Genomic DNA, 12,810 nt, shown 5'->3' with positions numbered 1-12,810 from the left:
GCAAAGGTCAACGCAAAGTAACGCCAAGTTTTTATCTTTCTCTGCGTACCTCTGCGTTTAAAATAGAATCCTCAATCTCAACGAGTAACTAACTTCTTAATATCCCCAAAAGCGCGGTAGAATCCACCGCGAGAAGATTCCCGTACCTCTTCCACCAGATAACGCGCACCTTCTTCGCGAAGTTCTTTAGGAAATTGCACTTTCCAGTTGGAGTTGTAATCAGGAGAAACAACGCGAATTCTTAAGTTACTTCCTTCTTGGAAACACTCGACAATTACTCCTTGCGTTGTGTTTGAGGTAGTTTCCAAAGTGTTGGAAGGAACAGCGGCGGCAATTGCTGCTGGAGCTTTAATATTAACTGTTTGGGGAACTGTACCTGCTTTGGCGGCGTTAATTGCAGATTCGCTGGCGTCGATGCAAGCAAGAGAACCGTCGGTGGTGACGATGTAAAGGCGATTATCTAAAAATTGCATTGAGAAGGCGGAACCGCATCCTGTGGCTAGTTTCCAGATTCGATCGCCTTTTTCATTAAAACAATAAATCGACGAACAATTGTCGCCTGCGAAAACATATTTGCCGTCTTCTGCTGTGGCGCAAGAATACACTGGCGCATCGCATTGGTAAATTGTTTTGGCTTCCCCTTTTTTGGTGAAAGAATAAACTAAATTATGGCTGGTACTGGCATAAACTATTGCTTCTTCTTGCCAACCAAATAGCACATCGCCGCGAGTTTTTTGATGCCAAATTTTCTTGCCATCTTCCCAATCATACATTGTTACGCCGTCGCTGTGACCGTGATAAACGCCAATTTCGTCGCAACGCACCATCCACCCGTAGCCGCCGCTACTTTTTTTAGTCCACTGGGATTCATCTTCGTGATTGATGGTTGTGATGTTACCCTCGATATCGGAAACTCCGAGAATTGCATCTTTAATATCGAGCCACAAAATATTCACATTTTCGGCAATTTCATAAGCGACACGGGGAATTTTTCCAGTTAAATCGTAGACTTTGCCATCATCGCATCCCGCATAAAGCCAGCCATCATCGGCGACGATACATTTCACGCCGTCAGGTAATCGCAATTGATTGATTACTTGACCTGTATTGTTGAGAGCAAATATTTGACCGGCTTGATTGCCAACCCAACAGCGCTTTTTGTCGATAAAGATACCGAAAGCGGCAGAACCGGAGGCGAATTTCCACAGCACTGGAGATGGGGAAGCGGTGGAGCGATCGCTCTTTATCTCCCGACGAGTCACAGTGCGTTTCTGGCGCACTCCCATGACTGCTTGTTCGTAACCTTTCTTCAGTTTTTCGTTAATCTTTTTCGTTGCTTCGGCTTTGGCTTTTTCGGCTGTTGGGTAGGATTTTACTTGACTCTGACCAAGGTCGCCAATCCGACCGTAGCGGATGGAAACTTCTGTGCTGTTGACAATTACTTCATAGAATTTGTGAGAAACGCCATCTGACTCTGATAATTCTAAATAGGTTTTTTCTTCAGCCATTTTTTTGCTCCTGTTTGCTCTGTCTAAATATTAATTTACGGACTATGAGTTTAAGGTGCAGCGCCGAAAAGAAACCCGGTTTCTTGAAGAAACCGGGTTTCTAGGACACTGAAAACCCCACCCCCAACCCCTCCCCGTCTGCGGGGAGGGGAGTAATATTGTTCGGATCGCCGAAAAGAAACCGGGTTTCTGGTCTCACAAATATGCTAGGAATAGTAGTTGAACCATTAAGTTTTGTTACCGGATCGAGACTGGATTGGTGAAACTCGTATCCCCTTTGCGTCAAACTTGAAAAAGACGCCCGATCGTTCTGCTTTTGGGCAAACCTGAAGTCTTGGTGCGAGAGTTCACCAACCCCGCCCTAAAGGGACGGGGATTGTCCGAACCAATTCGGACAACGTAAGAGGTGAATAGCCCGTTGAGACTCAACGAGGGCACATACATCCGAATGCTTCTCTAGTTCGGATCTCTGTAAGCCTAATTGGTTTAGGCGTTGGGAAAGCCAAGACATCCTAGTTGAGTTGGGCGAAGAGACTCAAACATTTTTGGGTTATACCAAATCATGCGAATTCCAGTTATTTCACGCGACAACCGACCATTAATGCCCACGACTCCCTCAAGAGCAAGAAAGTGGATTGAATCCGGTAAAGCAGTAAAATGCTGGTCGGATTGCGGTCAATTTTACGTGCGGCTGACAGTAGAGCCATCAGGCCATACCACGCAAGACATTGTTATTGGCATCGACCCCGGCAAGCATTATTCAGGTATTGGCGTTCAGTCAGCAAAATTTACGCTCTACGCGGCTCATTTGATTCTGCCATTTAAAACCGTGCGCCAACGAATGGACGCACGACGATTAATGCGGCGGGGACGTAGAGGGAGAAGAATTAACCGAAAAGTTGCATTCTCAAAACGCGCTCATCGTCAAAAACGATTTGATAATCGCCGTCAAAGTAAACTCCCTCCATCAATTCGCGCCAACCGTCAACTCGAACTCAGGATAGTATCCGAACTGAGCAAAATTTACCCAGTCACAGAAATTAGGTACGAATATGTTCGGGCTGATGTGGATTTGACATCAGGGCGCAGGAAAGCTAAATCGGGGAAAGGTTTCTCCCCCGTGATGGTAGGCCAGCGCTGGATGCTGAGTCAGTTAGAAAAGTTCGCACCAGCTACCGCAATTGAAGGTTATCAAACCGCTTTAACCCGTGAATATCTGGGGCTATTCAAAAACAAAACTCAAAAGTCTTCGGCTGAGTTTAACACTCACGCTGTAGATGGGGTAGCAATTGCCGCATCCGCCTTTGTTGAGTACAGACGCTATCACAAAATAACCGAAAGTGGTGCGAACTGGTTTGGTTTCGTTGCTGTTACCCCTGCACCATTCTTTGCGATTCGTCGCCCTCCCTATAGCCGCCGGCAACTTCATTTAATGGTTCCTTCAAAAGGTGGAATTAGGCGCAAATATGGCGGTTCTATAACTCGTCATGGTGTTCGCAAAGGTGATTTGGTCAATTCTCCTTCATGGATTGGCTATGTCAGTGGCGACACCGAAAAACAGATATCTGTCAGCGATGCTAACTGGAAACGGTTAGGGCAGATAGCATCTAGCAAGGTGACGTTAATTCGGCGTTCAACTGGATTAATTGTTGCTAGCTAGATTTCAGCAAAGCCGTCCTCCGCTTCGCTGGTATGACGGGGTTTCAAACCCATTTCTCTGATGAACACACTATTAACACTTTTTGGCAAAGAACGTAACGAACTACAGAAAGAGATTGATAAAGCAACCAGCGTTGAGCAGGTAGTTAAGCTGGTTCATAGCCGACTCGATCGTCTTCAAAAGAGTTACACTGGCGAGCTAAATGTGGCTCAGGTACGTCAGGCGGCGTTTTTCCTGGATACGCTGCGACAGTCGATCGCAACTCTCACCGCCGCTAGCAAGACTCAACTTGTTTTACCACAGCCTGAGCAAATTGCCATCCAAGCTGGACGTTTATCTACCAACAAGTTAATCCTAAAAGTGGTACAGGGACTCATCTCCATCGCCATTTTGGGTTCGCTGGTTTCCCTGACGAGAACTTCCCCCGGCGCGTGGATGGCTATTTTACTGGTGTTTGTGCTGGTGGGGGTGGAAGTTGTACTGCAACTCGATAAAAACAAAAATGAAAATAGTGCAGAACTTCCTCAGCTTGCGGAAGCGCCTGGGCCGATCGTGCGAGTTGATAGTCAAGTACTTCTAGACAATCTCGCCGATGCTATAAATACGATCGACCTGGCAGTAGGTCGCCCTCAAGAAGGCAAAAAACCCCTCGACGAGCTGGGTATAGAAGATCTGCCAGAACTGTTGAATCTGATTCAAAGACTGATGGGCGCGTCATATCTGGAAAGACCGCAGATGGCGCTAGAATTGGCAAGACTTCTGCCACAAAGTTTGATGGACCAGGGAATTCGAGTCCAAATCTACCGATCGGAGGATGCACAGAACGGGCGCGAGTATTTTGACTTCGAGCCAAGTATCGATCGGGCCACGAAAGACTACGTAACCATAACTCCCGCTTTGTTTAAGGGCGATCGCTTACTCAGACGAGGTAGAGTAATTGAACCAGCATTCTCCGAAGCTAAAGATTAACACCATTTCAAACGCGATCGCATACTGAATCCTTCTTCAAAACTCTCTCTACCCAACAAAAAAACTCCATTTACATCTGTGTTCATCTGTGTTCATCTTTCTTCATCTGTGGTAAAAAAATATCCCTGTACGAAGCGAGCATTCCTATACAGTCTAAAAAAATCGCCTAAATAAGAGTATGGAAATTTTAGAGACAATTGGTTTCGATTTAGGACACGGCGAAACAGCCGTAGCTAAAGCTATAGTCGAGAGCATCGAACCCCCAGAGATGCTGGAAGTTAATAACAAGAAGATCCAAGTTACGGCGCTTGGCTGGCATCCAGAGTTAGGCTATCTTGTCGGAGACCAAGCCTTAATCCAAGCTGGCGTTACCCAACTCAAAATCACTTTCAAGCAAAAACCAAACAACGATCCAACTTATCGAGAAACAATTCGCACTTTTTTGGAAACTTACTACCGCCTTTTGAAAGAAAACAAACAAATAAAAGGTGGAGAAAGCGACTACTTTTATGTTGGCTGTCCTTCGGGATGGTCGTTGAGCGATCGCGAAGAATACCAAAAGCTACTCAAGGAAGCTGGCATTCCTTTACTGAGCGTTGTCCCGGAATCGCGAGCTGCTTTTATGCAAGCTAAGGAAGCCGGTAAGCTAGAATATGACAAACTCAAATCTTCCGTGCTAATTGTCGATATTGGTTCTTCGACTACGGATTTTACCCTCGTCAAGAGCTTACACGAAATACCGATCGATTTCGGCAGTAATTCTCTCGGAGCATCGCTGATCGACAAGGCTATTTTTGCCCGGACTCTTGCCAAACACGAACAGAAAGAATTACTCGAAAAAGTGTTTGTGGAATATCCCCATCACCAAGCTCGTTGCGAACTTGCCTGTCGTAAAGCTAAGGAAGATTATTTTTCTAACGAACAGCTATTCAGCAATCCCCAATCATTTGCTCGTGGCTTTGAATCTATCAACGAACAGATTTATTTTATCCCCCAAGTTAACAAATTAATTATGGAGGATATCTTGAACCAACCCTTGCCTGAACTAGAAGGTAAGAGTTGGATTCAGTCTTTTCGATCTGCCGTAATTGAAGGTAAGGAAAAGCTGGAACAACAAGGCATTGTGCCAACTATTGTCTTGATGACTGGCGGTGCATCTCGCATGAAATTCACTCGTCAAATTTGTGAAGAAATCTTCCCGGAACCAGACACGCAAATCCGGCCAGATCCAGAACCAGAACGCTGCATTGCACTGGGTTTGGCGCGAGTTGGACGCTGGGATTTGCGTGCTTCTGCATTCAAAAAAGAGGTCAACAAACTATTTGATTCAGATAAGCTCAAAGATATCATCAAAAGACATATCCCAGAGTTAATCGAATTGTTGACAAAGCCGCTGTCAGATGGTTTAATTGAAAATGCAATTAAACCTGGGTTGAAAGATTGGCAAAAGAACAAGGTACGGACTTTGGCTGACCTAGAAATTGCGATGAAGAAGCGGGCAGAGGATTGGCTGAAAAGCGATCGGGCCAAGCTTCTCATCAACAATCAATGCCTGAGTTGGTTTAACAGCAAAATCCAACCCGACTTAGCCTCCGAAACCGACCCCATTTGTCGCCAGTTCCAGATACCCAGAAGCAGCTTAAGGTTTGAAGAGGGAATCGACCCCGGTGTGGTAAACCCGGAAATATCTATTGGAGATGCTCTCCTTGCCGAAACAGTGGCGTTTATCGTCAACGTAGTGATTGGTGGCGGCACTCTCGCCAGTATCCTCCTTCTCATCCTAACGGGGCATTTGACATGGCCGATCGCATTCGTATATGGAGCCTCAGCGGTTGCAGCAGGAATGGAGCTAAATAGGAAGGGTGTCAAAGATGTCATCAAGACAAATATGGATATCCCCAGTTGGCTGCGTTCTAGTTTTTTGAGTGACAGCAAAATCGAGAATATCTGCAATCAAATCAATCCCGATTTGGATAAGGCTCTGCGAGAACAACTCACAGCAAATCAAGAAGCTTTTGACGAACTGATCGCCAAAGTTGGCCAAAGTCTTCAAAATGCTTTGAATGCCAAAGCAGAAGAAGCGATCATTTTGATTCAGTAGGGAGGGGCGATTTGCTCGCTTAAATCGAGCGATAACTCACCTACTTGCTCAAAGTAATGCACTCTTCTCCTTGGCACTCCTTGTCTGGCACCTGGGAATCGATCAGAGATACAAGACGAGAAAACCAGTAGGCAATTTCTGGATCGCAACAGGTTGTCAGACGGGCAATTTCCCTGGCAAGCTGGTAAGCTTCCTCACCCTTGGCCCGATCGCTCAGTCCGGCGCGATCGAGTAAAGCTGTTTTCAGATCCCCCGGATAGCTAGGCAACCTTTCTCCTTCCTTAACCCGCATTCGATCGACAATGGGACTCCAGTCAATCCCGCCGACAATAAAACTAGAACTCATAATTCCCTCACAATTTTTTAGCTTGTGATTACAACCTAGTTTCTTTTGGCAGATATTAGCAAATATTTTTTTCGCTTCTTTCCATAAATAAAAACTATTAAATATCCGTAAAATTCTGTCTTAAGCTAGTTGTCTGGTCTAGGGATACTAAATTAGCACAACTCTTGAAGAATGCGCTTGCCATCTAAACTCCCGTTGTTCGGGAAATCGGTAACAGGTCATTGAGACTCTCAACAACCTGTTATCGATGCCAAATTAGTCGAGGATTTGTTTACTCAGAGGTTGGACGTTGATGTCTGCCTGGGAGAAGGCGGGGATTGACCAATTTGTCTCACCCGCTTTGAACACTTTGGCAGGCGCAACATTCAACTCGATTCCACCCGTCGCTGGATTGGTTCTGGCGATGAGCTGGGTGCCGTCTACGACTTTAATCGCGATCGGTTCAGCCAATTCTTGCGCTACTCCATTCGGGCCTAAAACAGCCTGAGTCCCCGCAGGCAAGAAAATTCCATCGCAGTCCCAATCATCATCCGTAACCTTACCGGCTCCGAGAAAATAGAGTTGGGTAGGAGATTTACCAGCTTTGTTGGCATAGACTGCCAGGGTTTGTCCGGTTTGATTGCGACACTGTGCCCGCTTATTAGCAGTCTCTATAATGTACTTTTGAGACTGTAATTCTCCCAGTCGCTGCTGATATTGTTCGGGGGTATAACCTGCTTGGTCGGGTGCGTCTTTTACCTGCAACAGTTGATTGAGTGCCTGAGTCACTTCCGCGTAGTCAGCACCCTTAGTCAAATTTTTGCCCGCCCAAGATGGCTGAGCAACGACCAAATTCAACAGCAGCACTAAAGCAACAAGAACAACCCTGAAAAACTTCATAACTTTCTCCTCATCGTAATGTCATCCAAGTTAGTAGCCGTGAAGGCTTATTCTTATAGCTTTACTGTAATAAATATCAATCGATAAAAGCAAATATTCTTTCTTGTTATATTAATAAATTAATGTTATCAAATTTATAGCGGTATTCAGTTGCATGAAGTACACCTCAGAAACTCGGTAACTTCTGCTCTCACCGGGTTTCTCTGTACCTCACTCACCTGAAAAGGGCTGTACAGCTCATCTTTCTTCTCGTTCCCAGGTTGAACCTCTGAACGAGGTCTAGGAGGCTCTGCCTCCCGCACGTATATAAAGTGCGCGATCGCAGTACAATTATTAAGCCTTCAAGTATGCCATTCTTTATGAAAAAAACGCCCCAAACGATCGAGCTTACAAATGAGAGCGATCGCACAAATATCAACTCTGTGCAAATCATACCTACTTCGCTTAGCAGAACGGCTCTTTACGATAAGTTTAAATCAAAAATTATTCATAATCCTTCATTGAGCAGAACCCTAGTTAGTTTTCAGGCAAATAAACAAGCTCCCTTTTCTGCCTGGTTTAAGTATAAAGAAGGTTTTTCCGAACGGTTAGTTACCTATCTACTGCAAACCTTAAAACCCCAGCCAGGTATTTTGCTCGATCCGTTTTCAGGAGTTGGAGCGTCTTTATTTGCTGCTAGTGGGTTAGGCTGGGAAACAATAGGAATTGAACTTTTGCAAGTGGGAATATTTGCGACAAAAGCTCGACTTATAGCTCAAAAAATTGATATTAATCTCTTTAATAAAGTAATTGCTGAAATTAAACAAATAAACTTTGCCGAATACTACCATCCATCTCATGCACTCCAACATATTCCCATTACCCGTGGAGCCTTCTCAGTAGTAGAAGAAGAACTACTGGTTGGTTATATTTCCTATTGCCATAAGTTTGTCATGAATGACGATATTCGTAACCTACTTCTCTATGCAGCTTTTTGTATCCTTGAGGATATTAGCTATACCAGAAAAGACGGACAGTATTTGCGTTGGGATAGTCGATCGGGTCGTTCTCTGGGAAAAATTCCATTTGAAAAAAGAGAAATTTTAACATTTTCTGATGCGATACATCAAAAACTAAACCAGATAGTATCCGATTTAGATGCTAGCTCAATACAACTGGATTTATTTGCCGATAGTCTACCATCCCAATTTACAGTAAACCCCAAGTTATACCAAGGCTCTTGTCTTGAAATTCTTCCTACTTTACAAGAAAACAGTATTGATTTTGTCCTGACATCCCCACCTTATGCGAACCGATACGACTACACTCGCACCTATGCGCTTGAGCTAGTATTTTTAGGTTGCCGTGAAGAAGAAATAAAGCATCTACGTCAAACAATGCTATCATGTACTGTAGAAAATCGAGATAAGCGCCCTCAGTTAGAGCAGTATTATAAAAGTTTAGGACGCCAACCGGAGTTTCTTAAAGTGGATTCTATCTTCCAACAACACGAGGTATTACAAGAAGTAATAACAATTCTTGAAACATATAAAAAACAAGGCAAATTAAATAACGCAAAAGTGGCAAGAATGGTGCATAATTATTTTTATGAAATGTGCTTTGTCACCTATGAATTAGCTAGAATACTCAAACCCGGCGGGATTGTCGCAATGGTCAACGACAATGTTCGCTATGCTGGAGAAGAAATACCTGTAGACCTGATTTTATCCGATATAGCCGAGTCTTTTGGATTGACAACTCGATACATTTGGACATTGGGACGTGGTAAGGGTAATAGCAGTCAGCAAATGGGAAATCACGGTCGATCGGAACTTCGTAAATGTGTATATGTATGGGAAAAATAAGCAAGTATTATGGCATTAGATGAAGCTGCGCTTTTGGCTGAGGCAAATCGGATAAACTATCGGCTGCGTTCAACCTTCTTTTATCGCAAACTCAAAGAATACAAAACTTTATCTTTCCGTAGTAAGATTGATGCACTATTACCCGTCAAGCATCTATACAGTTGGGATGGTTGGGCAAACTGGGGCATTGGAGAGGATGCGTTTACCTACATCCGCGAACATGACAACTTGGAACTTATTCAAGCGTTTTGTCACCCTAGATTAATTCGAGAACATCCTATAATAATCGCTTATTATCGAAATATTGCAGCGCTTTCTCAAAAAGCAGTTAAGTATTTAGTAAGTGTAGATGTCAAGAAAGTTGAGATTGATGAAGACAATCGTTATTCTCTAACGGAAGACCAAGCCCTCAAACTTAGCCGACTTTTTAACGAACACATCTCGCTCATCATTGATAGCTCTATAGAAAGTATTACAGAAGACGAATTGTACGGGATATTACTAGCATCAACAGGGGCGCAGATTGACGGTTCATGGCGTAATGCTATTGGGGAGGAAGCAGAAAAAGTTGTTCAGCGTCTTGTTGTTAAAGAGGCTAAAGAACGCAATCTTATTGCCGCTTTGATACCGCGTGTAGGTACGGGGATTGAGTTATACAACTCAGAGAAACTTGAGGAACAGCTAGGAAATATTGAGCGTTATCGGGGTATCATGTTGGTTAATTACACCTCAATACTTTTTTCCAGCGAGCCAGATATTTCACTGATTGGTAATCAGGGTACAACAGCAGGTGTAATTGAGGTTAAAGGAGGTGCAGATCCTGCTGGGGCACTTGAACGTTATGGTGCGGCAAAAAAATCTTTTGAGGAAGCTTTACGCAGGAACCCCGAAGTCCAAACCATCCTCGTGGCAAGTTGTCTTACTACTCAGGTACATACTCGTATTCAGAACGATTCAACAATCTCTAGCTACTTTAACTTAACAGAAATTCTGAGTGAAAACTCAATACAATATAACCAGTTTGTGCAAGAAGTATTTTCTATTATAGGAGCATGAGTTGTTCGGGAAATCGATAACAGGCTATTGAAATTCTCAACAACCTGTTACCGATGCCGAAATTAGTCGAGGATTTGTTTACTGAGAGGTTGTGCGTTGATGTCTACCTGGGACAAAGTGGGAATTGACCAAATTGTCTCACCTGCTTTAAACACATTGGCAGGCGGAACATTCAACTCGATTCCACCCGTAGCGGCATTGGTTTTGGCGATTAGCTGGGTGCCGTCTACGACTTTAATGGCGATCGGTTCAGCTAATTCTTGAGCTTGTGCAGTCGGCCCTAAAGTAGCTTGAGTCCCCGCAGGCAAGAAAATTCCATCGCAGTCCCAATCATCATCCGTAACCTTACCGGCTCCGAGAAAATAGAGTTGGGTAGGAGATTTACCAGCTTTGTTGGCATAGACTGCCAGCGTTTGTCCGGTTTGATTGCGACACTGGGCCCGCTTGGAAGCAGTCTCTATAATGTACTTTTGAGACTGTAATTCTGCCAGTCGCTGCTGATATTGTTCGGGGGTATAACCTGCTTGGTCGGGTGCATCCTTTGCCTGCAAGAGTTGATTGAGTGCCTGAGTCACTTCAGCATAGTCAGCACCCTTGGTGAAATCTTTGCTCGCCCAAGATGGCTGTGCAATGGCCAAATTCAACAAAAGCACTAAAGCGACAAGCACAACCCTGAAAAACTTCATAACTTTCTCCTCATCGTAATGTCATCCAAGTTAGTCGCCTTGAAGGCAGATTCTGATGACTTCAGTTTAATAAATCTCAATCGATAAAAACAAATATTCTTTCTTTTTAAATTGATAAAATAAAGTAATTGAATTTTCCTGCTAATTTTTGCAGCTTACAGCGCTTTGCAACTGAGTGAAGTACAGATTGTAGGGGCGAACGCATTGCGGAATAAAAGTTTCGGTCTTAAGTTAACCCACATTCTGCTATGCAACGCCGGAGTACCTCATTCGCCTGCAAGCCCCTGTAAACTAAGGATTTGACTGCTATTCAACCAGTTATCGTACCAATCATAAAAACTTAAAGGTGGCTCTCTTAAAGCTGGCTCCAAATCTTCGTCCTCAATCATTTCGGAATGATAAAAGGACGCAATTTGCAAAGAACACGGATAAATACCACCATCATTACCACGATCGTCTATCCAGATTGTTCCTCGCTGGTCTCCTGTAATCACCAAGCGGGCATATATCCCGCAACCATAATTTGCTACAGATATTGTTCCCTGCGTGAGCTTATCTTCATCGATATCGACAAACTCTTCACCAGGGTTGAGCAAACCTGGGTAATTCCACGCCTTCTTGAGAAGAAATGGTTGGGAGAAGTAGTTATCATTTTCTCCTCTTGACATTTCCTTCTTTACTTCTAACTTCCGCAAACCATAACCAGGGCCAGCACCACCGTTGCCAACTTCTAATAGAAAATTTCGATAGTCATCTGGAAGTGCAATCTTGTTTTTTACCTCAAAAGCTTGAATTTCTGCTTCTGTCAAGCAAGGATTGAGTTGATATTTGTGCGTCTCGGAGCCAAAATTTTTAAAATTTTTATCGGTTGTTGCTAACTGAGTTAACTTATTCTTCAATTCCTCGAACTTATTCATAACAAGCTTCCCATTTTAATCTTCATTTCAGCAACAGTAAACTCTCTATTAATTGCAGCTATTTGCCCACCCTATTTTTTAGGTTTTTTATGACACATCGGGTAACGGTTTCATCCGTATTCGATCGGCCTCAACCACTGTAAAGTAGCCTGCCCAATCTGTACGGCTTGCTAAAACCGCTACTACTAATTCAGCAATCTTCAGTGACGAAGATGGTGGAAGGCGAAATAGGATAATACCACTAGAAGCAGGTAACCCAAAACGAAACGCCAGTTCCCCAAAGTCCTTATCAAACGTGACAACAACACGATTTTCTACTTGGGCGCGTGCCAAAATCATTCTATCGGTACTACCAGGAGCATCCGTCCTTATCCAAAGGACATCATAGCCTTCATGCCGTAGAGCTTCTACCGCATCTGTCGGAAAATTTTCATCGGCTAAAATTCTCACACCTTAAACGTTTAGCGGATAAACTTTTTCAGCCTGTAAAGCATTGCTGGCATAGCTCAAACACGCCTTAATATCTTCTTGCGTCATACCTGGATAATTCCGCAAAATATCCGCTTCCGACCATCCCTGAGCCAGAAGCTCAATTATAAACTCTACCGCCAAGCGAGTACCTTTGATAACTGGTTTTCCTACTAAAATTTCAGGGTCGATAACAATTCGCTCTTGCCAACTCATCAGGTTTCTCCTTTGCCCAGTTATCGATATTATAGCTAGGGGCTAGGGAAAGAAGGGCATCGAATCAAGAGTTTCAGGAATTAAGAACGTCCTAACTGACGAAAGCAATTGCTATATCAACATTATTATCAAAAAATAAGGTGGGCATTGCCCACCCTAC

Annotated in this window: 12 protein-coding genes; 5 read left to right on the top strand and 7 right to left on the bottom strand. The window is 43.8% G+C overall.

Going from position 1 to position 12,810, the window contains the following annotated elements; translation table 11 throughout:
- Positions 1–77 precede the first annotated feature (77 nt).
- Positions 78–1,508, bottom strand: a complete 1,431-nt coding sequence (locus LAY57_RS14000) for a WGR domain-containing protein (RefSeq protein WP_249067393.1) — start codon at positions 1,506–1,508, stop codon at positions 78–80.
- 562 nt (positions 1,509–2,070) lie between these two features.
- Here LAY57_RS14000 and LAY57_RS13995 point away from each other — a divergent pair.
- The 3 genes from LAY57_RS13995 (at position 2,071) to LAY57_RS13985 (ending at position 6,238) form a co-directional block, all read left to right on the top strand.
- Complete coding sequence (locus LAY57_RS13995; protein WP_249067392.1) at positions 2,071–3,168, top strand: RRXRR domain-containing protein; 1,098 nt, start codon at positions 2,071–2,073, stop codon at positions 3,166–3,168.
- Between the two features lie 60 nt (positions 3,169–3,228).
- Positions 3,229–4,137: a hypothetical protein gene (locus LAY57_RS13990; RefSeq protein ID WP_249067391.1), complete on the top strand. Its 909-nt coding sequence runs from the start codon at positions 3,229–3,231 to the stop codon at positions 4,135–4,137.
- Between the two features lie 178 nt (positions 4,138–4,315).
- Positions 4,316–6,238, top strand: a complete 1,923-nt coding sequence (locus tag LAY57_RS13985) for an Hsp70 family protein (protein WP_249067390.1) — start codon at positions 4,316–4,318, stop codon at positions 6,236–6,238.
- Between the two features lie 40 nt (positions 6,239–6,278).
- On the opposite strand, the gene LAY57_RS13980 is transcribed toward LAY57_RS13985, so the two are convergent.
- Both LAY57_RS13980 and LAY57_RS13975 read right to left on the bottom strand, forming a co-directional pair.
- Positions 6,279–6,584 carry a hypothetical protein gene (locus LAY57_RS13980; protein ID WP_249067389.1) on the bottom strand — a complete coding sequence of 102 codons (306 nt, stop codon included), beginning with the start codon at positions 6,582–6,584 and terminating at the stop codon, positions 6,279–6,281.
- 255 nt (positions 6,585–6,839) lie between these two features.
- Positions 6,840–7,463 (bottom strand): hypothetical protein, encoded by a 624-nt coding sequence (locus LAY57_RS13975; protein WP_249067388.1) that lies wholly within the window; start codon positions 7,461–7,463, stop codon positions 6,840–6,842.
- 359 nt (positions 7,464–7,822) lie between these two features.
- Between LAY57_RS13975 and LAY57_RS13970 the strand changes: the two genes are divergently transcribed.
- Together LAY57_RS13970 and LAY57_RS13965 are read left to right on the top strand one after the other, a co-directional pair.
- Entirely contained in the window at positions 7,823–9,307 is a 1,485-nt protein-coding gene (locus LAY57_RS13970; RefSeq protein ID WP_249067387.1) for a site-specific DNA-methyltransferase, read from the top strand.
- 9 nt (positions 9,308–9,316) lie between these two features.
- The gene (locus LAY57_RS13965; RefSeq protein WP_249067386.1) at positions 9,317–10,363 is read left to right on the top strand and encodes an XcyI family restriction endonuclease; all 1,047 of its coding nucleotides are present in this window, start codon (positions 9,317–9,319) and stop codon (positions 10,361–10,363) included.
- A gap of 62 nt (positions 10,364–10,425) precedes the next feature.
- On the opposite strand, the gene LAY57_RS13960 is transcribed toward LAY57_RS13965, so the two are convergent.
- From LAY57_RS13960 to LAY57_RS13945, 4 genes are all read right to left on the bottom strand, one after another.
- Complete coding sequence (locus LAY57_RS13960) at positions 10,426–11,049, bottom strand: hypothetical protein (RefSeq protein WP_249067385.1); 624 nt, start codon at positions 11,047–11,049, stop codon at positions 10,426–10,428.
- 266 nt (positions 11,050–11,315) lie between these two features.
- Positions 11,316–11,966 carry an SMI1/KNR4 family protein gene (locus LAY57_RS13955; protein WP_249067384.1) on the bottom strand — a complete coding sequence of 217 codons (651 nt, stop codon included), beginning with the start codon at positions 11,964–11,966 and terminating at the stop codon, positions 11,316–11,318.
- Between the two features lie 87 nt (positions 11,967–12,053).
- Complete coding sequence (locus LAY57_RS13950) at positions 12,054–12,416, bottom strand: DUF5615 family PIN-like protein (protein ID WP_249067383.1); 363 nt, start codon at positions 12,414–12,416, stop codon at positions 12,054–12,056.
- A gap of 3 nt (positions 12,417–12,419) precedes the next feature.
- Positions 12,420–12,650 (bottom strand): DUF433 domain-containing protein, encoded by a 231-nt coding sequence (locus tag LAY57_RS13945; RefSeq protein WP_249067382.1) that lies wholly within the window; start codon positions 12,648–12,650, stop codon positions 12,420–12,422.
- Between the last annotated feature and the right edge of the window lie 160 nt (positions 12,651–12,810).

The organism is Argonema antarcticum A004/B2 (assembly GCF_023333585.1).
GTDB lineage: Bacteria > Cyanobacteriota > Cyanobacteriia > Cyanobacteriales > Aerosakkonemataceae > Argonema > Argonema antarcticum.
This window is presented reverse-complemented; position numbering and strand designations above follow the sequence as displayed.

Excerpts from the sequence above, each read along its gene's own strand:
- LAY57_RS13945 (WP_249067382.1), bottom strand. The coding sequence starts at position 12,650 with ATGAGTTGGCAAGAGCGAATTGTTATCGACCCTGAAATTTTAGTAGGA.
- LAY57_RS13990 (WP_249067391.1), top strand. The coding sequence starts at position 3,229 with ATGAACACACTATTAACACTTTTTGGCAAAGAACGTAACGAACTACAG.
- LAY57_RS13985 (WP_249067390.1), top strand. The coding sequence starts at position 4,316 with ATGGAAATTTTAGAGACAATTGGTTTCGATTTAGGACACGGCGAAACA.
- LAY57_RS13960 (WP_249067385.1), bottom strand. The coding sequence starts at position 11,049 with ATGAAGTTTTTCAGGGTTGTGCTTGTCGCTTTAGTGCTTTTGTTGAAT.
- LAY57_RS13970 (WP_249067387.1), top strand. The coding sequence starts at position 7,823 with ATGAAAAAAACGCCCCAAACGATCGAGCTTACAAATGAGAGCGATCGC.
- LAY57_RS13975 (WP_249067388.1), bottom strand. The coding sequence starts at position 7,463 with ATGAAGTTTTTCAGGGTTGTTCTTGTTGCTTTAGTGCTGCTGTTGAAT.
- LAY57_RS13965 (WP_249067386.1), top strand. The coding sequence starts at position 9,317 with ATGGCATTAGATGAAGCTGCGCTTTTGGCTGAGGCAAATCGGATAAAC.
- LAY57_RS13955 (WP_249067384.1), bottom strand. The coding sequence starts at position 11,966 with ATGAATAAGTTCGAGGAATTGAAGAATAAGTTAACTCAGTTAGCAACA.
- LAY57_RS14000 (WP_249067393.1), bottom strand. The coding sequence starts at position 1,508 with ATGGCTGAAGAAAAAACCTATTTAGAATTATCAGAGTCAGATGGCGTT.
- LAY57_RS13995 (WP_249067392.1), top strand. The coding sequence starts at position 2,071 with ATGCGAATTCCAGTTATTTCACGCGACAACCGACCATTAATGCCCACG.
- LAY57_RS13980 (WP_249067389.1), bottom strand. The coding sequence starts at position 6,584 with ATGAGTTCTAGTTTTATTGTCGGCGGGATTGACTGGAGTCCCATTGTC.